The organism is Streptomyces sp. NPDC001068 (genome assembly GCF_042897315.1).
Classification (GTDB): Bacteria; Actinomycetota; Actinomycetes; order Streptomycetales; family Streptomycetaceae; genus Streptomyces.
In genome coordinates this window covers 382,029-401,135 of the sequence record NZ_JBIAYD010000008.1, presented here as the reverse complement: position 1 = coordinate 401,135, position 19,107 = coordinate 382,029, and the positions used below count along the sequence as shown (strand labels likewise).

The window sequence follows — 19,107 nt, the reverse complement described above, 5'->3', positions numbered from 1 at the left end:
TGTGTCCCAGCGATCAGCATCGGGGAAGACTCCGGGATCGTCCATCCGCATCCTGGGCCTGGCTGGTTCAGCGACCCTAGTAAGGGCGCATACACCAGGAGTATGGTCTCTAGTATGGCGACTAAAAAAGTCACGGTGACGATCCCCGAAGATCTCCTCGACGAGATCCGCGCCGACGCGGCTGAGCGGGGACTTTCGGCGTATGTAGCCGAAGCACTGCGATTCAAACGCGATCGGGACCGGCTGCTGGAGCTGGTCGACTGGCTGCAGGAGGAACACGGGCCGGTCACCGAAGACGAGCGCGCGGCAGCCCTCGCGGAACTGGACGATCTCGACGCCGAGCACGAGCGCCGTCGCACCGCCGGAGGACACGATGCCGGAGAGGCCGCGTGAAGAAGCGCGCCGGTGAGCACAGGCAGCGGCCACTGCGCGTCTTCGTCCTCGACTGCGAAGCCCTGTCCCTGGCCGTGCGCGGCGACCGCAGGATGATCGCCTGGCTCGACCTCGCGGCCGGAGGTGAGGCCGAAGTGGTGACGTCTCCCATGACGCTGGTCGAGGCGTACGACGGCAGGACCACCGAGCAGCGCTGGGACTGGGTGCTCTCCCGGCTCAAGGTCGCCGATATCGGAAAGGACGAGGCCCGCCAGGCCCGGCGCCTCCTGGCCGACGCCAAGCTGCATGGCCACAAGTACGCGATCGATGCCGTGCTCGCTGTCATCGCACGTCAGCAGAAAGGGCAGGTCACAGTTTTCACCTCGGACGTGGACGACCTGGAGAAGCTCCTCCCGGACACCATCGTCGTCAAGAAGGTATGACCCGGCGCCCTGGTCTCAGTTCCGGTCTCACTCATCCCCGTCCAGCCCCGTCCGCCGCCCTCCCGATGCCCCTCTCCGCCGCAGGTCAGAACGCCCCCGAGTGCGCCTGGACCCCCAGACGAACATTTGGAAAGCGTGTTGGGGGCAACCCCTCACGAGTTCGAATCTCGTATCCTCCGCAGCCGCCTGAACAGGCGAAACGAAGAGCCGAGCCGCAATCGCGACTCGGCTCTTCGTCGTGCGCTGGTTGCAGTTTTGGTTGCATTTACATACGCCCATCAAGGACATTTCGGTGATCGGGCAGCCGGATCTTCTCCTGCCGTGGGCTCTGTCTTCGTACGGCATCCGCGGATCATGGAACTGCGCCATCCTTAGCCTTGGCGCCGAAGCGGCTTCGGCCCGCCTGTGACGTTTCCTGTCAGTCGAGGTGCACCCTCATGAAGTCCCGATCTACGCTTGCGACCTGGCTGAGCGAACTCGACCGTTCCCGCCTGGCACGCGTACTCACCCTGCGGAAGGACGCGGCTTCCTCTCCGGAACCACGCTCGGTGGGGGAACTGGCGGACCGTCTCCAACGTCCGGGGTCCGTGGTACTCGTCCTGCCGCGACTCACGCTGCCGTGCTTGCAGGCCGCCGAGGCGCTGGCAGCCCTGGGGGCGCGGGCGACCCGGGAGAGCCTCGCGGCGTTGCTCGGCTCGACATCTCCTGCGGCGGTGCACACGCTGGACGCGACCCTGGAGGCACTGTCGGACCGGGCGCTCGTGTGGCGCGACGGCAACAAGGCACTCCGCATGTCTACGCCCTTGCGGCAGGCGTGGAGCACGCCCCTGGGACTTGACGCCCCGCTGGAGGAGCTGCTGGCCGGCACCACCTCGGAGGAACTGCGCGGCATGCTGGCGGTCCTGGGTGTCAAGCCGCCCGGCACCAAGCAGCAGCGGCTCGCGGCTCTGGTGGAGCATCACAGTGACGCGGAACGGGTCGCCGCGTTGGTGGCGGAGGCACCGGCGGCCACACGGAAGTTGCTTGAGCAGAGCGCCAGGTCCACGCCACGTCAGTCACCGTTCGTCGTGTTCGGGGCTTCTGGTCGCGACCTCCGGCCGGGCGCCCGTTGGGCACTCGACCGCGGGCTTCTGTTCCAGGACCGTCACCGGTACGGGCCCGTCCGGATTCCGGTCGAGGTGGCCCTGGCTCTGCGGGGGCCCGATTGGCACGCTCCGTTCGAACCTCTGCCGCCCGTCCCACAGTTGGTGCCCATCACCTCGGCGGAGGTGGAGCGGGAAGCCGCGGTGGCCGCCACCGCGTTCGCGGCCCAGGCAGCCTCCGTCCTTTCGGCGTGCGCGACCGCTCCACCGGCCCGGCTGAAGTCGGGCGGGATCGGCGCGCGTGAACTGGCCCGGCTCGGCAAAGTCGCCCACGCGGAGGACGCCGTCGTACGCATCGCCCTGGAGGCCGCGTACGCCGCCGGACTGCTGGCCCGCGACGGCGATCGCGTACCTCCCACCGAGGCGTACGACACCTGGGCCGAGCAGGAGCCCGCAGAGCAACTCGCCGTACTGCTCCGAGCATGGCGGGACCTGCCGCTCACCCCCACCCGGGCGCGCGACGAGGACAACAAGGCGCTTCCCGCGCTCGCCGGTGCGCCTGCCTGCGGCGGCTGTCTGCAAGCCCGCCACGGGCTGCTCACCGCGGCGGCGGGGCTCCCGGCAGGACAGGGTGTGAAGGTCGCTGCGGAGCTGGGGCCGCTCGTGGCCTGGCACCGTCCGCTCGCCGACGACGCCTCGCCCGAGGGCACGGCACTGTTCAGCACCGTGATCCGCGAAGGCGAACTGCTGGGCGTGCTGGCACGGGGTGCGCTGTCCCCGCTAGGTGCCCACCTGGCGGCCCACGCCGACGAAGAGCTCGACATCACGGCCCGGCGGCTGCTGCCCCCCGCGACCACGACGGCCCGGATCGGCGCCGACCTCACCGCCGTCGTCACCGGCACCCCGTCCGCGTCACTCGCAGCGCTGCTGGATTCGACGGCCGACCGGGAGACCAGTGGCACGGCGTCGGTATGGCGCTTCAGTGCCGGCAGTATCCGCCGGGTCCTGGACGCCGGCCGCACCCCGGACGACATCACAGCCGACCTGGCCGCCTGCTCCGCCACAGCCCTGCCACAGCCGCTGACCTACCTCATCGCCGACACCGCGCGAGGTCATGGACGGGTGCGCATCGCCCCCGCGGCCTGTGTCATCCACGGCGACGAACCTGCGCTCCTGGCCGAACTCGCCGCCCACCGCACACTGTCCAAGCTCGCCCTGCGGCCGCTCGCCCCGACGGTCCTGGTCAGCGGCAGCCCACCCGCGACGACTCTCGCCGCGCTCCGCGCTGCGGGTTACGCCCCGGTCGCCGAGACCGCCGGGGGAACGGTACGCATCGAAAAGCGCCTGCCGCAGAGGGCCGCCGCTGCCGTCCCGCCCCCGCGAAGGAACGCCAGGCGGCGCGGCCCCCGGACCACCGCAGCCCACGCCGCGGACATGCCCGCCGACGCCGGGATGAGCGTCCTGGCGGACCGGCTGCTCAAGGCCCCGCCAACCGCACCAGAACCCGACCCGTTCGGCAGCGGGGTGCCTTTCGCGACGGACACCGAGGAGATCGTCGCCGGATACGCGAAGCACCTGTCGTACAGCGACGTCCGCCAGGTCGCCCATGCCATCGACACCGGTGCGGCCATCACGGTCGAGTACATCGCCACCTCGGGCAACCGGACCGTACGCACTCTCAGTGACCTGGAGCTCGACCCGCCCTACCTCGACGCCTGGTGCCACTTGCGCGAGGCGGAACGCGTCTTCACTCTCTCCCGCATCCATGGCGTGATGCCCGCATAGGACTCGACGGCCAAGGCCGGGTGCCCGGGTGCACACCTTGCGGGCACCTTGCGAGATATACTTAGCCCCACATTTGATATCAGGGAGGCGCTCATGAGTAGGACGGTTATCGACCTGGACGACGACCTGGTCGCGGACGTGGCCAAAGCCCTCGGGACGAGCACCAAGAAGGAGACAGTCAACACCGCTCTTCGCGAGGTGCTGGAGAGTCGACGTCGCGCCCTGGCTCTCGCCCGACTGCGGACCGCGGCCGGGGACGGCGCATTCGATCTGGAGCTGTTCGAGAACAAGGGGAACTACCGCCGGTGAACGCGGCCCAGTTCCTGATCGACACCAGCGCACTCGCTCGGTTCATGCGCGAGGACGCGGAGCAGTACGGCTGGGACCAGGCGGCAGCCGCCGGGCTCATCGCCACCTGCCCGATCACCGAGCTTGAGTTCTTCTACAGCGCCCGGTCGGCCGCCGACAGGGCGCGCGGCATCGAGGACATGCGCCTGATCTTCGGTTGGGTTCCCGTCGACGACCGCGCCTACGACCGCGCCTGGCAGGTCCAGGAAGCACTCACCAAACAGGGAAAGCATCGCAGTGCGGGCGCCGTGGATCTCGTCGTCGCCGCGACGGCCGAGCTGCAAGGGCTCACCCTCCTACACCGCGACCACGACTTCGCCTGCATCGCGGCAGTGACCGGCCAGGCTCTCCAGTGGTACGGCCCGGAGAGCGGCAAATAGGCCGGCGATGGTTGCAGTTCTGGTTGCATTCACCTCCGTTCAGCACCGTCCGAAACCTCCAGCGCCACCCGCTCCGCCGCAGGTCAGGACGCTCCCGAGCGTCCCCGAACCCTCGGACGAACATTTGGAAAGCGTGTTGGGGGCAACCCCTCACGAGTTCGAATCTCGTATCCTCCGCCAGTGCCTCACCGGGCACGTTGTCGAAGGGCCCCACCGTTCGCGGTGGGGCCCTTCGACGTTGTCCGTCTCGGTTCCCGTCTCAGTTGGCTTTCGGAAGCTCCCACAGCGCATCGCCGACTTGCAGCGCGACCTTGCGGAGCATGGTCCCCGTCACGTGCATGGAGTCGATCTCGACCTCCGGGACGCCGAGGATCAGGAGGAAGGTCTCGGCGGTGTGGCGAGCGTCATGGAGACGACCGTTCCGTACGCCCGCGTCCCGCAGGAGTCGCTTCCAGACGTGGAAGTCGGTGTGGGGACTCAGCGGTCCGTCGACGGGCGAGGCGAAGACGTACCCCTTGCCCTCCCAGTCGGCACCGGCCTCGCTCCGCTCGCGCTCCTGGGCTTCCTCGTGCTGGCGGAGTCGACGTCTTCCCAGTGCAGCCCGAGCGCCTCCCCTTGGCGAAGGCCGAGCGCCAGGGCGACGACCCAGCGCGCGCTGTTGCGCAGCTTGGCCGCCTCGTCGAGGAGACTCTGCACTTCTTCGATCGTGTACGGCTCGATGTCCTCTTCTTCGAGCCGCGCGGCCTTGGCGATCTCGGCCGCATCGGTGACGCCGTGCCCACGTCGGACCGCTTCACCAAGGTCAGCGCGACGAGGAACCAGCACCACCCGGCCGCCACCAACAGCAGGACGCGTGCGCATCGCCCCTGCCGCCTGCGTCCTCCACGGCGACGAGCCCGCGCTCCTGGCGGAACTCGCCGCCCACCGCAAGCTCGCCGAGCTCGGGCTACGGCAGCCGGCGCCGACCGTGCTGGTCAGCCGCAGCCCGCTCGACAAGACTCTCGTCGCACTCCGGGCCGAGGGATATGCTCCCGTCGCCGAGACTGCCGAAGGCACGGTACGGATCGAGAAGACCCGGCCTCGGCGGTCTGCCGCTCGTGCACCGGTTCCGCGCCGCAGCGGCCGCGTCGCTGCCACGGACGCGGCGAAGGCGACCGCAGCCGACCCGAACATCCTGGCGGCCCAGCTGCTGAACGCCGAGCGCGTCTTCACCCTCTCCCGCATCCGCAGCGTCATGCCCGAATGACGAGGACAATGGTATCGGCAGAGATAGTATCTGCGTCGATACTATCCCTGGCGGGAGGCTGACGTGCATCGTTTCATCGGGCGGGACCACGAGCTGAACGTGCTCGGAAACGCCTTGCAGGCGGTTCACGATGCCGTCGGATCGGCAAGACCGGGGCAGTGCATTCTCATCCGGGGAAGGCGGCGGGTCGGCAAGTCCAGCCTCGTCGAGGAGTTCCTTCGCCGCACCGAAGTGCCTTACCTCTTCTTCACGGCGGCGGGCGGCACGGCGGAGGACGAACTGACGGAGCTGCTCGACACCGTCGCCAGATCCACTCTGCCGAGGCGGGAACTGTTCTCGGAGGAGACCCCGGCGCAGTGGAACGCCGCCTTCAGGCTCCTCGCGGAGATCCTGCCCGACGACAGCCCGAGCGTGGTCGTCATTGACGAGGTCCCGTATCTCATGGACCGAATCGACGCGTTCGAGGGCATGCTCCAGCGGGCATGGGACCGCCTGCTCAGCCGCAAACCGGTACTGCTCCTCCTGGTCGGATCCGACCTCTCGATGATGGAGGCGCTGAACAGCTACGACCGTCCCTTCCATCAACGGGGCCGGGAAATGGTCGTGGGTCCGCTGAACCCGGCCGACATCGGCGAGATGCTCGGGCTTGAGCCGGCGGCCGCCTTCGATGCGGCTCTGGTCACGGGCGGTCTTCCGCTCATCTGTGCGGAGTGGCGGCCAGGAGCCGATGTCTGGGAGTTCCTCCGCGACTCGCTGGACAACCCGATCTCTGCGCTGCTGGTCTCCGCCGAACGCTCACTGGCCGCGGAGTTTCCACCGCAGGCGATGAGCAGGGAGGTCCTGCGGGCCATCGGGAGCGGGGAGCGGACCTTCACCAACATCGCGCGCGCCGCGGGCGGCATCGCCCACACCACTCTCACCCGGGCCACCGACGTCCTGACCGAAAAACGAGTCGTGGCCGCCGAGCTGCCGCTCTCGTTGAGACCGTCGAAGGAACGCCGCTACCGGGTGGCAGATCCCTACCTGCGCTTCTGGCTCGCATTTCTGGATCCGCACATGGCGGAGATCGAGCGGATGCGGGGAGATCTCACGCTGGGCCGGATCAGGGAACGGTGGACGAGTTGGCGGGGCCGCGCGGTCGAACCCCTCGTCCGGGAATCCCTGGCCCGCCTCCTGCCGGACGGGCTCCTGCCAGCAGCCCCGGCGATCGGCGGGTACTGGACCCGCAGCAACGACGTCGAAATCGACTTGGTGGGCGCCGACCGGCAGCCGGTGGCCAAGCAGCTGCTCTTCCTCGGTTCGGTCAAGTGGCTGGAGAACTCCGCGTTCGACAGTCACGATCTGGCCGCACTGCACAAGCACCGGGCCGCGATCACCGACGAGCCCGTACCGCTCGTCGCGGTCTCCCGAAGCGGGGTCGGTTGTTCCGGTCTTCAGGCGGTGTACGGCCCCGGGGAACTGCTCAGCGCCTGGCGCCGGGCGTGAGCGACAACTGCACGTTGTCGAAGGGCCCCCGGAAACAGGGGGCCCTTCGGCGTTGTCCGTCCCGGTTTCCGTCTCAGTCGGCCTCTGCGGAGCACCAACCAGGAGCGCTCTCCCTGGTGACGACCGGTTCCGCCCAGGCCGCGACCGCGAGGACGTCCCGCTTCACCATGTGCCCGTCGACAACCTCGTACAGCAGCCGCCGCACTCTCGGGCCCAGCAGGATCACGTACCGAACACCCTCGACGTCCACCGCACCGATCTCGCCCCGCCCGCTGTCGGCGGTGAACCCTTCGGCCTCGACCACCTGCCAGCCGGCCTTCGAGGCGAGATACACCCAGGTACCGAACGCCCGCTCACGATCCGAGTAGGGCGTCACGCCACCCACGCGCGCGATGATCTCGGCATAGGTTGCCCACAAGCTTGCGATTGATCCGAGGAGGCCCTGCCTGTGACGCAGAGCGTTGCCGGTCCGCCGTACGACCTGGATGACCTGATACCCGAGCTCGCGGTCCTCGGCCGACGGACGACGCTGCTGTTGCCGAAGAGCGGATCTCCCGAAGTCCGGGAGAGCTCCATGGGCGGCCCCATGCTCTGGCCCACCGATGAACCCTGGCCCTCCTGCGGGCAATCAGGTCACTGGGCTTGGCCCAACGACAAGAACCCGGCCGGGACGGTTCCCATGGTCCCGGTGATCCAGCTCTTCGCACGTGACGTACCCGAGCTGTCGTTCCCCGAAGGCAAGGACGTGCTCCAGCTGATCTGGTGCCCCTTGATCCATCCCCACGACCGGGCGTGCGCCGCCCTGCCGAGGCTGTACTGGCGCAACGAGGCGGACGTGCTCGCCACCGGGATACTCGAAGCGATACCCGCCCCCAAGGAGGGCGAGTACGAGGAAGAGTTCATGCCCAATCCGTGCACGGTGTCCCCCACCCCGGTGGTGGAGTACCCGAACTGGGACCTGCCACAGGAACTTCGGCAGATCCTGCAGCCCCGCATCGAGGAGCTGGAAGAGCGCTTCGGCATGGAATACACCCTGCTGGCGTGTGCGCCGCAGAACAAGGTCGCCGGGTACCCGGCCTGGAACCAGCCACCCGACTGGCCGTCCTGCGAGCGCGGCCACCGCATGGAACACCTGCTCAGCGTCACCCCGGAGGAAGACCTGGACATGGTCATGGGAGACCTCGGCGGGATCTACGTATTCCTCTGTCGCCAGTGCCCCGAGCTGCCCTACACCCACCGCTACGACTGCTAAAGCACGACCGGCAGGCGTACCAAATCCGTGTCGGATCACGCGGGGGACGAAGCGCCGGAACAGCCCCTGAACACCGTCAGCTTCCCAAGCTCAAGTTGAGTCCGCAGGTGAGCGCGTCAGGAGGGCGCCGGTTTCTGCCGTGTGTTCTGCATCGAGCCTCGGCAGCAGTGGATGCGTCCCCGACAAGGGCTAGCGAGTGGTCAAGCCTGCCGACCAGGTGCAGCGGAGCCGCGCGGAGCGCACGGGCTGGCTGCCGCTCGTCACTCCCCACGGTCGGTGCCCCGGAGCCGGACGAGCCGGGCGGACAGGGCGGCCGTCGGGTGGCGATCGGATCGAACTCATTGAGCGGGTGTCGCAGGTTCGAATCCTGCCGGGGTATCGGGGAAACCGCACCGGACCGATCATGGTTCGTCATGGTTCGGGTCTCTTTGCCGGCATCAATTGACGGCGCTCGCCTGTCAGGCATTCGGCCGACGGCACTTGAGCAGCCGGTACCTGTGGCCGATGGCCTCTCGCTGGGTGTCGTGCACATGTGTACACGTCCGTCGCGATGCTGATCTGGCCGACCGCGGCCCGCGGTGGCACGCGGGAGGCCCCAGGAGAGTGGTGAGTTGAGGAGAGGACAGAGTGCGGCATGGGGAGAGGTGCCGCGCCGGATCACGTACCTACGATGGGCAGCATGCGATGGGGGACGCAGCCGCGTTGGGCGCGGTGGGTGGCGGCGATATACGTGACCGGGTTCGTGGAAGGAACCGGGTCGCACGCCTACGACGTGATCACGGGTGGACTGCACGCATACCGATATTGGCCCTTGCCGAGTCAACTGCTCTTCCATGCCCTGCTTGTGCTCGACCTGCTCGTCGCCGTGTGGGTCGTCCTGGCGCATCCGGCCGGACCGCCCCTTGGCGCCGCCGTCATGGCGGCCGACCTGGCTGCAAACTGGTGGTCGAACCGGGATGGCATCCTGAGCGACCCACACGATTACGTGAAGCTGTCCGGGTTGACCCCGATCACGCTCTTCGGAATCTTCGTCCTCGCGACGGCGCTCCCACTACGCAGGAGCTTCCAGCAGGGGATGGCGCGTCAACGCCCGTCTTCGAACGCGCCTTCCCACTAGCAGCAATGGCCGTCACGTCATCCCGCTTACATCGGCAACATCAGCCCCAAGGGGAACCGTGGAAACCCGCATAGTCACCTGCACCGTGCTGCTCGCCCTCGCGATGACTCTCACCGCTTGCGGCGGCTCCAGTGCTTCGAAGCCCGACGCTGCCGCCTGCAAGGACGCCTATACCGAGCAGATGCGAAAGGAACGCGCCGCAGGCCGCACCTCTCCCGGTAAGCCGCCGGCCGAGTGCGACGGCTTCGACCACAGGACCATGCTGAGCTTCACCAGGGAGATTCTGGACAAGAGGCTCCCCGTGCCCCGCACTCCCGAGATCACTCCCGAGTGCGAGGCCTGGATCAAGAGCGAGATGCTCAGTCACCCGCACCGCGTGCCCGAGGCATCCGGCACCGGTCCCTGCGGCTACATGTCCCAGGATGAACTCGGTCTGGCCATCCTCAGGACATGACCAGCCGGGACGCCACCTCCGGTGCCGCACGGGCAGGGTGGTGGGGTCGGCGTGGCGATCGGGTCCCTCGGGAACCGACCCGCCTTGGCCATGAACACGGATCGGACTGAGTCCATGGCCAAGGGCGCGCGTCGAGCGCCTTTCAGGGCCGATCACGGGCTCTCCGGATCGAGGGAGCACATGAGTCCGACGAGTCCCGTCGAAGCGGTGCGGCGCTCCCGGAAGGGTGTTCCTAGAGGCGCGGGGCGGTTTCGGTCCACCTGCCTGCGCAGATGCCGTGGTCCGGCGTTAAGGTTTCGCCGCTGCCGTACGGACGACGACACGATGCCGTCCGTTCGCCTCGGGGGAGGGGCGACGCAGCCGTCCATTCACCTGTGGGGGCACATTGAACATCCCTGCGCGTCGCGGATTCGCGGCGCTCACAAGCGTCGCCGCGCTCGCGGCCGGCCTCGTCGCCGGGCTGCCGGGCCAGGCGAGCGCCGACACCGCCGGCTGGCCGGCCACGGACGGCACGCTGCTCTACGACGAACTCGGCTCGCTGCGGTACATCAACCCCGACGGGACCAGGAGCGAGCAGTTCTACGAGACCGCGAACCAGGCCGCCTGGTCCGCCGACGGCAGCCAGATCGCCTACGTGGGCTCCAGCGACAACCGTCTCCGCACGAAGACGTACGCCCAGGAGTCGATATCGGGCGCGGACGTCGTCATGCCGGCGGGCAGTGGCTGGCATCCGGTCGATCCGACGTTCTGGTACGGCGGAGGCGACATCGTCTTCACCGCCGGCGGCAGACTGCGGGTGGCCGTCGCCGACAGTGGCCGCGCTCCTCAGGCCCTGTTCGGCACCGATGTCGACGGCTGTGACTCCGACGCCAGCGGCGCCGTCAACGGCATGCTGGCCTTCGTACGCACCGGGACGAGCTGCTCCACCACCGGCACTCCGGCCGTCTGGGTCTACAACGGCCCCACCAGGAAGTTCACCAAGGTGGCCGCCGACGCGGACGAGCCGAGCATGTCCCCGGACGGGCAGTCGCTGGCCTTCACCCAGACCGTCGCCGGGCACAAGCAGCTCTTCACGGTCAAGGTCGACGGCACCGGGCTGACCCAGGTCACCACGGACCCCGCCGACCACAACCGTCCCGCCTGGTCTCCCAAGGGCGACCGGATCGCGTACGACACCTACGTCACCGGCAGCCCGGACACCGGCCCCAGCGGTTCGCAGGTATGGATCCACGACCTCGGCACGGACACGGAGACGCGTGTGCCCTCGGCCGACGGGACCGACGTGGCCTGGCAGCCGCTCCGGAAGAACGCGATCTCCCGGGTCTACGGCTCCGACGCCTACGACACCGACATCGCGTCGTCCAAGTGGACGTGGAACACCGTCGGCAAGCAGGTGCCGGGCCTGATGACCGCGAGCTCGGCCGTCCTGATCAGCAGGTCGGACTCCGCGTACGCCACCACCGCGACCTCGCTGGCCGGCAAGAAGCACGGGCCGGTGCTGATGACCTCCCGCACGGGCCTGGACTCGTCCAGGCCGAGCTGAAGCGCACGCTGCCCAAGGGCAGGACCGTCTACCTGGTCGGCGGCACCGGCATCCTCAGCAGCTCGGTGGCGTCCAAGGTGACCTCGCTCGGGTACGTCGCCAAGCGGCTGTCCGGCGTCTCGCGCTACTCCACCTCGGTGGCCGTGGCCAAGACGATCACCAGCGCCCCGAAGTACGTGTTCCTGGCGACCGGCACGGACTACCACAACGCCCTCGCGGCCAGTTCCGCCGCCGGCGCCATGGGCACGTCGGGCACCGCGGTCGTGCTGCTGACCCAGGGTTCGACCATGACCGCGTCCGTCTACGGCTACCTCGACAAGTACCGCCCGAGCACGACGAAGATCATCACGGTGGGGGTCGACGCCGAGTCGGCGCTGGCCAAGGCGTACAAGGCCGGCAAGCTGCCCCACTGGCCCGGGAAGTACAGCTACTACCGCTTCGGCGGCAGTCCCGCACCGGTCGCCGCGAGGCTCGCCGAGTTCTGGTGGTCGTCGCCGTCGGACGCCGCGGTGGCCTCGGTGAACAGCTGGACCGGCGGCGTCTCCGCGTCGTCCGCGATGACCACGTTCGGCCCGCTGCTGTGGACCGACGTCACCTCGCTGACGTACGACACCAAGTGGTACATGATGCGCACGTCGGCGAGCCTGAACCACGTGGCCGTGTTCGGCGGCGGCAGCTCCGTCGACGCCAGGGTGGTCCCGTTGATCGGCCGGGCCATCGGCGTGAACGGCGCCTACACGTACACCCCGTACTACAAGGGAGGCGTCCCGCAGAGCGCCGCCTCCCCGGCGTCGTCCGCGAGCTCCGGCGGGCCCGCTCCGAGCCCGGATCTGACCCCGCTCAAGGTGACGGTCTCGAAGTGACCCCCGTCCCGGGCCGCCTCCGGAGGGTGGCCCGGGAACGTCGTCCCAACTCAGAAGCAAGCAGTGGCAGTTCCACCACGCGCCGCGCCGCCCGACGGGCGTGCTCACGGTCGCGGCGCGGCAGGCCGGGGAAGACCAGGCCATCCGCGGACAGGTGGGTCATGGCCGTCACCGCCCCTTCCCCGTCGACGGGCGTCAGGGCGTCGGCGACGCCGGCGGGGCCGGCCGGCCCTTCGGAACCCTCGACCGCGCAGCGCGCCCACGCCTTCTCGGCGTCGAGGACCAGGCCGTACACGTGGTCCTCGACGGGGCCCGCGTCCTCGCTCCCGACCAGGCCGAAGACGCCGTCCTCCGCGGCCAGCGACCCGGGCAGCGCTCGCAGGCGCGTTGCGGTCTCCATGCCCGAATCCTCCCCTGTGGTGCTCAGCCGGCCGGTTCCGGTCCCCAGCGCTCGGGACCCACTCCGCGCCAGTCGATCCACGGCGCCTCCGCCACCTCCGCGGGGTCGATCTCCAGCCCGGCCCGGCGGAGGAACTCCGCGACGTCGACCGCGTGGTGGGCCAGCCCGAGGGGCTCACCGTCCACGTGCACCCGCCTGCCGCCGGCCGGTGACGGCGGGTGGACGGTCACGCGGACCGGGCCGCACCTGCCCAGGGGGCCGCCGTCCGGGACGTGGTCCTCCGGGTTGCAGCGCGTCATGACCGCCCCCGTTCACTCACGCGTCCCTCTGGGCTTCCCGGATGACGCAGTTCCCACCAGGCCGCGGGGCGCGGGCGCCGGTGCCGCCAGTAGGGATGGAAGTACAGCTGGGTCGACAGCCGGTACAGCCGGCGGCGCAGCTCGGTACGGCCGGGCCGTTCGGCGAGCTGCCGGTAGGTGGCACTCCACTCCCGCTGCGCCCGGGTGAGGTCGTCGGGGAACGATCGCATGGCCGAATTCAATCAGGTGTTCGATTTCTGCGTCCACCGGAGACGAGCGGGGAAGTCCTGCGGCCACCCGCGGTCAGCGGAAGGCCGCCGGCGGGTCCGGTTCGCCGATCGCCCGGGGGATCTGCCTCCGGGAGGTGATGCCGAGCTTGCGGAACACCTTGTTCATGTGGAACTCGACCGTCGAGGTGGTGACGAACAGACGCGTCGCGATCTCCGTGTTGGTGAGCCCCGCGGCGGCCATGGAGGCCACCTGCCGTTCCCGGGGCGTGAGACGGAACCTGGTCTCCTCGGTGCGCTTGCGGGCCGTCTCGCCGGTGGCCAGCAGCTCCCTCCGGGCCCGCTCGGCGTACGGCACCGCGCCGAAGGCGTCGAACCCCTCGTACGCGGCGCGCAGTTGCGTCCTGGCGTCGGAACGCCGCTTGCAGCGGCGCAGCCACTCGCCGAACAGCAGCCGGACCCGGGCCCGCTCCAGCGCCAGCGGAACCTGCCCCAGCAGCTCGACCGACTCCTCGTAGAACTTCCCGGCGTCGTCGCCGTCGGCCGTCAGCGCCCGGCCGAGCGCGAGCGTGCCCAGCGCCCAGGGCGTACCGGCGAGCGGTGCCCGCTCCTCCAGCCGGGCCAGGGCCGCCGCGGCGACGGCCCGGTCACCGGTACGCACGCCGGCCTCTACGACCAGCGGCAGGACGAGGTTGCCGCAGGCCGGAGGGTCGTCCTCGAAGACCGCCCGCGCGTGCCGCAGCGCCTGCTCGTAGCGGCCCTGCCCCAGCTCGGACAGCGTCAGCGCGTGCTGCGCGAGCAGCTGCAGCACGCCGTGCCCCATGCCCTTCATCGCGGCGACCTGTGCCACCGCCGCCCGCAGCTCCGCTTCCCGGCCGGTCAGCGCGAACAGCAGGAGCCGGTTGATGTCCCCGCCGCCCTGGAAGCCGGTGTCGGCCGCGATGTCGTCGAACTCGGCGTAGCGCACCTCCGCCGCCGTGAACCGTCCGTCCCAGAGGTCGCAGCTCGCGGCGACCAGCAGCGTCATGCTCAGCGCGTACAGCGCGCCGGTGCCGCGGTCCGCCGCCGCCAGCCGGTCGGTGAGTTCGCGCTCGGCCCGGATGTCCCACAGGTCGTCGCAGGCCATGGAGACCATCACCGCGAACGGACTGTTCGCCGCCCCGCTGCCGCCCCCGTCCCCGCCCCGCTCCCCGTCCCGCAGCAGGTCGAGGGCGGCCCGCAGCACCGGCGCGCCGTGTTCGTACCCCTCGGCCACCCTTCGGGCCAGCCCCTCCATCAGCAGGTCGTGGCCGTACGCGGAGGTTTCCGGGTCGTGGCGGACGGCGACGACGGCCGCCGCGACCTCTGCCGACGTCGTGCCCTGCGTGGAGTCGTGCGCGACCAGCGCCGCGTGCAGCGCCTCCCGGAGCAGCTCCCGGGTCAGCCGTGGATCGCGCGGACCGAGCCTGGCGACGGCGTCCATCAGCATCGCGGGGACGTCCGCGACCGAGATCCGGAACATCTGCGCGGTCGCCCGCATCCGCAGCTCACGGGCCCGCATCACCGGACCGCGGATGCCTGCCCCGGCCAGGTCCAGCGCGGTCTCCGCCGCCGTCGCGTCACCCGCAGTCAGGTGGGCCCGGGCGGTGTCGAGCAGCCGCTCGACCCGTTTGTCCCGGTCGCCGGTGAAGTCGACGGCGCGGGACAGGAACAGGGCCTGCTGGGAGTGGCCGCCGCGGGCGCGGGCCCGTTCGGAGGCGGCCTCCAGGTCGTCGGCGACCCGGTCGTCCACGCCCTCGGTGGCCTCGGCCCGGTGCCAGGCACGGCGGTCGGCGTCCCGCACCGCGTCACAGACGGCGGCCAGTGCAGCGTGCACCCGGCGGCGCGCACCGGGTTCGGCCCCGGCGTACACCGTCGAACGGATCAGCGGATGCCGGAAGGCCATCGGGCCGCCCCGGCCGAGGATGCCGGCGGCGACCGCCGGCTCCATGGCACGGGTCGACAGGCCGAGTCTTCCGGCGGCGCGCCACATCAGCCCCGTGTCGTCCGAGGGGGCCGCCGCGAGCAGCAGCAACAGGGTCGCGGTCGCCTGCGGCAGGGCCCGGACCAGGCGCTGGAAATGGTCCTCAAGGAGCCGGCCCACCGGCAGCGGGTCGGGCAGCGGGGCGACACCGGACAGCTGCTCGGCGGTCAGGGTGTCGGCCAGTTCCAGCAGGGCGAGCGGATTGCCGCCGGTGCCGGCGACGACCGCGTCGGCCACCGCCGGGTCCACCCGCCGCGGGCCGGAGGTGAGCAGGGCCCTGGCCTCCCGCTCGGGCAGACCGGTCACGGGGTGCGCGGGCAGCGCGTCGAACAGGCCCGGGCGTCCGGCCCCCTCGCGGACGGCGATGATCAGACCGAGGGCGTCGGCGTGCAGCCGGCGCCCGGCGAAGGCGAGCGCCTCGGCCGACTCCCGGTCCAGCCACTGCCCGTCGTCCACCAGGAACAGCAGCGGCTGTTCGGCGGCGGCGTCGGAGAGCAGGGTCAGCGTCGCCAGCCCGACCAGGTAGCGGTCGGCGGGCAGTCCGGACGCCAGGCCGAGGGCGGCGTCCAGCGCCGCCCGCTGCGGCTCGGGCAGCCGGGCCGTCCGGTCCAGGAACGGCCGCAGCAGCCGGTGCAGCGCGCCGTACCCGAGGCCGGTCTCCTGCTCGACGGCGGTCAGCCGGACCACGCGCAGCTCCGTGGCCCGGGTCGCCGCGTACTCAAGCAGCCGGGTCTTGCCGATTCCCGGCTCGCCGGTCAGCACCAGGGCGCCGCTCAGGCCGTCGCGCACGGCGTCGAGCAGCCGGCCGACGGCCTCCCGCTCGGCGTGCCGGCCGACCATGGCCAGGGGCCGCCCGGACGCCTGCCGGCCGCCGTTCCACACCATGGGACCGCTCCCCCACTCGTCGACACCCCGGTACGAACCCCCGCACGGGGTACCCGCGCCCCCGGTCCCGGGCCCCGTACGGAGCACGCTAGGGGGCCGCGCGGTCCGCGGCGAGCGTCATGTGACGGTCGTCAGCGCAGTGCGCTGACCACCGAGCGCAGCTCGGCGCGCGAGACCACGCCCAGCTTGGGGAAGATCCGGTGCAGATGGGAGCTGACGGTGCGGTGCGACAGGTAGAGCCGCTGGCCTATCTCACGGTTGGTCAGCCCTTCGGCGGCGAGCCGGACGATCTGCAGTTCGTGCGCGGTCAGCCGGTCACGGGCGTCCGGGGCCCGGCGGCGGCTGGTCTCGCCCGCGGCGCGCAGTTCCCGGCGGGCCTGCTCCCCCCAGGGGATCGCGCCGAGCGCGTCGAACATGTCACGGGCCGCCCGGAGATGGTCCCGGGACTCGACGCTGCGCCGCCGGCGCCGGAGCCATTCGCCGTAGACCAGGTGGGTACGGGCCCTGATGAGCGGCCAGGCGCTGAGGTCGGCGGCCAACGCGGCCGCGAAGAGCGGTTCGGCGGCCGCGTCGTCGACGGCCAGCAGGGCCCGGACCAGACGCAGGTCCGCGTGGAGCACGGGCGCGGGGGTCACCTCGGCGACCGCCTCCAGCTCCGCCACCAGCGGGAGTACGGCCGCCACCCGCCCGCAGCGCGTCGCCGCCTCGACGAGGTCCGCCACCGTGGTCAGGCGCAGGGCGACCTGGAAGGCGGGATCCGCCGGATCGTGCAGCCTGCGGAAGTGGCCGAAGGCCTCATCGAACCGCCCCGCGCCCAACGCGGCGAGACCGCGTGCCGCCGACGCGGTGGCCAGCACGGGACGCGCGCCGACCGGGAGTCCGATGCCCTCCGCCTCCTCGGCCAGGGCGAGGGCGGCGTCCACCTCACCGCGCAACGCGGCCAGCTTGGCCGCGGTGGCGGTCATCAGCGCGTACATCATGGTCTGGCTGGTCTCGCGCGCCAGCCTCCGTGACTCCTCGGTCGCGGCGATCGCGGCACCGAGGTCGCCGGTCACCAGGGCGCTCCAGGCGTCCGCGCCGACCGTACGGGCCAGCAGCCCCAGACGTCCCTGGGCCCGCAGCGGCGCGCCGCCGGCCGCCGAGAACGCCCGGGCCAGGTCGAATCCCCCGGCGAGGAGCGCGGCGGTGCTGAGCATCCGGTAGGCGCGGCCGTCGTCGCCCTCCCGCGGGGTGACGTGCCGGGCGCGGTCCAGCACGAAGGCACCGCGGTCGACCGGCGCGGCGTAGGCGCAGATCGCCAGCCTCCACGGATCCAGTTCGTCCAGCTCCATCCGCTCCACGGCCCGCAGGACCCGGCGGCGGCCCTCGGCGCCCGGTTCGGACCAGAAGCACGACTGCGCGGCGCTCCACAGGATCCGCAGCGCCAGCGCCTGGTCCTCGGCGGCCATCTCCTCGGCGAGGGCCGTCAGCGGGACGGCACCGGAGGAGTGGCTGCGCAGCCCCTCGTCGAAGCTGCCGCGCAGCCAGACGACGGTGGCGTGCTGCCGTCGTGACAGCGGCCCGGTGAGCGCCTGGTCCAGCAGTCGGGTCACGGTCTCGGGACGACCGAGCTCGACGGCGAAGTCGGCAGCGCGCAGCAGCCGTTCGGCGCGGTGGTCGGGATCCTCGCTGAGCGCGGCGGCCTGTTCGAGGGCCGTGACGGCCGCCGCGATGCCACCACGGCGTGCGGCCCGGTGGGCGGCCTCCTCCAGTGCGGCGGCCACCGTCTCCTCCGGGCGGTCGGCGGCGGCGGCCCGGTGCCGCGTCTGCCGGTCCGGGTCGGCGTCGAGCACGGTGGCGAGGGCCGCGTGCGCGGCGTGCCGCAGGCCGGTGGGCATGGTCTGGTGGATCGCCGACCGCATCAGCGGATGCCCGAAACGCAGTTCGGTGCCGACGACCTGGACGAGCCGGGCGCGCACCGCCGGTTCGAGGTCCGCCGGCCCGGCCGGCACACCGGTGAACTCCCGGGTCGCGCGGTAGATCTCGGGGAGCGACGGTCTGTCGTCGAGGGCCGCGATCCGAAGCAGGCCACGGGTGGTGTCCGGCAGGGTCTCCAGGCGGTCGGTGAAGGCCCGTTCGAGCCGCTCGGTGAGGGGCAGCCGGGCGAGGTGCGGGTCGGCGGACGCGCCGAGGGTGCGCGACAGCTCGGTCAGGGCCAGGGGGTTCCCGGCCGCCTCGGCCAGGAGGCGGCGGTGCGCGGCCGGACGCAGCTCCGGGGCGCGGCCCGCCAGGAGTTCCGTGGCCTCGCCGTCGGTCAGCGGTGCCAGGTCGACGGTGGTGAGCTCGTCGGCGTTCAGGCGCGAGCGGTAGCCGTCGCGGGCGGCTCCCACCACGACCACCGGCTCCGTGCCGATCCTGCGTGCCACGAAGGCGAGGACGCCGACGGTGGCGTCGTCGAGCCACTGGACGTCGTCGGCCAGGACCAGCACCGGCGCGACCGCGGCCGCGTCGGCCAGCAGGTTGAGTACCGCCAGACCGACCAGGAAGACGTCGGGAACCCCGGCTTCGGCGCGCCCGAACGCGGTGTCCAGGGCCTGCCGGTGCGGCGCGGCCAGTTCGGCGGCTCCCGCGTCCAACGGGCGGAGGAGGAGCTGGAGGCCGGCGTAGGGGATGTCGCTCTCGGCCTCGGCACCACCGGTGCTCAGCACCTGGTGGCCGAGCCGGCCGGCGAGGGCCGCGGTCTCGCCGAGCAACGCCGTCTTGCCGATGCCGGGCGCGCCCTGGAACAGCACCGCGCTCCGGTGGCCGCGTGGCTCGGCCAGCATCCGGCGCAGCAGGTCCAGTTGGTCGTCCCGGCCGACGAGCTTCACGTTGACCCCCATCAGCGGGGTCCCGGGGCTCGGTCCGCCTGGAAGATCAGGATACTGCGCCGCGGCCCGCCGGCT

At 71.1% G+C, this 19,107-nt stretch carries 19 protein-coding genes; 12 read left to right on the top strand and 7 right to left on the bottom strand.

Going from position 1 to position 19,107, the window contains the following annotated elements; translation table 11 throughout:
- The first annotated feature begins 114 nt into the window (after positions 1-114).
- From ACFY3I_RS24375 to ACFY3I_RS24355, 5 genes are all read left to right on the top strand, one after another.
- Positions 115-393 carry a CopG family transcriptional regulator gene (locus ACFY3I_RS24375; protein WP_039634366.1) on the top strand — a complete coding sequence of 93 codons (279 nt, stop codon included), beginning with the start codon at positions 115-117 and terminating at the stop codon, positions 391-393.
- Positions 390-815 carry a PIN domain-containing protein gene (locus ACFY3I_RS24370; protein ID WP_390862617.1) on the top strand — a complete coding sequence of 142 codons (426 nt, stop codon included), beginning with the start codon at positions 390-392 and terminating at the stop codon, positions 813-815. Before ACFY3I_RS24375 ends, ACFY3I_RS24370 begins: the two co-directional genes overlap by 4 nt.
- A 437-nt stretch (positions 816-1,252) precedes the next feature.
- Entirely contained in the window at positions 1,253-3,682 is a 2,430-nt protein-coding gene (locus ACFY3I_RS24365) for a helicase-associated domain-containing protein (protein ID WP_390862615.1), read from the top strand.
- Positions 3,683-3,775: 93 nt separating this feature from the next.
- The gene (locus ACFY3I_RS24360) at positions 3,776-3,991 is read left to right on the top strand and encodes a type II toxin-antitoxin system VapB family antitoxin (protein WP_314416256.1); all 216 of its coding nucleotides are present in this window, start codon (positions 3,776-3,778) and stop codon (positions 3,989-3,991) included.
- Positions 3,988-4,410 (top strand): PIN domain nuclease, encoded by a 423-nt coding sequence (locus ACFY3I_RS24355; RefSeq protein WP_053752750.1) that lies wholly within the window; start codon positions 3,988-3,990, stop codon positions 4,408-4,410. Before ACFY3I_RS24360 ends, ACFY3I_RS24355 begins: the two co-directional genes overlap by 4 nt.
- A 477-nt stretch (positions 4,411-4,887) precedes the next feature.
- Here ACFY3I_RS24355 and ACFY3I_RS24350 read toward each other — a convergent pair whose 3' ends face one another.
- Positions 4,888-5,271, bottom strand: coding sequence for a hypothetical protein (locus ACFY3I_RS24350; RefSeq protein WP_390862614.1), 384 nt, complete (start codon positions 5,269-5,271; stop codon positions 4,888-4,890).
- Here ACFY3I_RS24350 and ACFY3I_RS24345 point away from each other — a divergent pair.
- On the top strand, positions 5,264-5,656 hold the full coding sequence (locus ACFY3I_RS24345; protein WP_390862613.1) for a hypothetical protein: 393 nt from the start codon (positions 5,264-5,266) through the stop codon (positions 5,654-5,656). The genes ACFY3I_RS24350 and ACFY3I_RS24345 overlap by 8 nt on opposite strands.
- Positions 5,657-5,719: 63 nt before the next feature.
- Positions 5,720-7,141 (top strand): ATP-binding protein, encoded by a 1,422-nt coding sequence (locus ACFY3I_RS24340; protein ID WP_390862611.1) that lies wholly within the window; start codon positions 5,720-5,722, stop codon positions 7,139-7,141.
- 73 nt (positions 7,142-7,214) lie between these two features.
- Here the strand turns inward: ACFY3I_RS24340 and ACFY3I_RS24335 are convergent, their stop codons facing one another.
- A complete protein-coding gene (locus ACFY3I_RS24335; protein WP_390862610.1) occupies positions 7,215-7,526 on the bottom strand; it encodes a hypothetical protein in 312 nt (103 codons plus the stop codon).
- Positions 7,527-7,589: 63 nt separating this feature from the next.
- Here ACFY3I_RS24335 and ACFY3I_RS24330 point away from each other — a divergent pair, with 63 nt between their 5' ends.
- The 5 genes from ACFY3I_RS24330 to ACFY3I_RS24310 all read left to right on the top strand — a co-directional run bounded on the left by ACFY3I_RS24330 (position 7,590) and on the right by ACFY3I_RS24310 (position 12,370).
- Positions 7,590-8,393: a hypothetical protein gene (locus ACFY3I_RS24330; RefSeq protein WP_390862608.1), complete on the top strand. Its 804-nt coding sequence runs from the start codon at positions 7,590-7,592 to the stop codon at positions 8,391-8,393.
- 730 nt (positions 8,394-9,123) lie between these two features.
- Complete coding sequence (locus tag ACFY3I_RS24325; RefSeq protein ID WP_390862606.1) at positions 9,124-9,510, top strand: hypothetical protein; 387 nt, start codon at positions 9,124-9,126, stop codon at positions 9,508-9,510.
- A 58-nt stretch (positions 9,511-9,568) separates the two neighbouring features.
- A complete protein-coding gene (locus ACFY3I_RS24320) occupies positions 9,569-9,964 on the top strand; it encodes a hypothetical protein (RefSeq protein WP_390862605.1) in 396 nt (131 codons plus the stop codon).
- Positions 9,965-10,349: 385 nt separating this feature from the next.
- Positions 10,350-11,507 (top strand): cell wall-binding repeat-containing protein, encoded by a 1,158-nt coding sequence (locus ACFY3I_RS24315; protein ID WP_390862603.1) that lies wholly within the window; start codon positions 10,350-10,352, stop codon positions 11,505-11,507.
- Positions 11,508-11,572: 65 nt separating this feature from the next.
- The gene (locus ACFY3I_RS24310; protein ID WP_390862601.1) at positions 11,573-12,370 is read left to right on the top strand and encodes a cell wall-binding repeat-containing protein; all 798 of its coding nucleotides are present in this window, start codon (positions 11,573-11,575) and stop codon (positions 12,368-12,370) included.
- Here the strand turns inward: ACFY3I_RS24310 and ACFY3I_RS24305 are convergent.
- The 5 genes from ACFY3I_RS24305 to ACFY3I_RS24285 all read right to left on the bottom strand — a co-directional run bounded on the left by ACFY3I_RS24305 (position 12,348) and on the right by ACFY3I_RS24285 (position 19,044).
- Positions 12,348-12,770, bottom strand: a complete 423-nt coding sequence (locus ACFY3I_RS24305) for a hypothetical protein (RefSeq protein WP_390862599.1) — start codon at positions 12,768-12,770, stop codon at positions 12,348-12,350. The two genes, ACFY3I_RS24310 and ACFY3I_RS24305, sit on opposite strands and share 23 nt — an antisense overlap.
- A 23-nt stretch (positions 12,771-12,793) precedes the next feature.
- A complete protein-coding gene (locus tag ACFY3I_RS24300) occupies positions 12,794-13,069 on the bottom strand; it encodes a hypothetical protein (RefSeq protein WP_365285576.1) in 276 nt (91 codons plus the stop codon).
- Positions 13,066-13,299 (bottom strand): hypothetical protein, encoded by a 234-nt coding sequence (locus ACFY3I_RS24295; protein WP_390862597.1) that lies wholly within the window; start codon positions 13,297-13,299, stop codon positions 13,066-13,068. Before ACFY3I_RS24295 ends, ACFY3I_RS24300 begins: the two co-directional genes overlap by 4 nt.
- Positions 13,300-13,372: 73 nt before the next feature.
- Positions 13,373-16,183, bottom strand: a complete 2,811-nt coding sequence (locus tag ACFY3I_RS24290; RefSeq protein ID WP_390862595.1) for an ATP-binding protein — start codon at positions 16,181-16,183, stop codon at positions 13,373-13,375.
- 131 nt (positions 16,184-16,314) lie between these two features.
- Complete coding sequence (locus tag ACFY3I_RS24285) at positions 16,315-19,044, bottom strand: ATP-binding protein (RefSeq protein WP_390862593.1); 2,730 nt, start codon at positions 19,042-19,044, stop codon at positions 16,315-16,317.
- Positions 19,045-19,107: the final 63 nt, after the last annotated feature.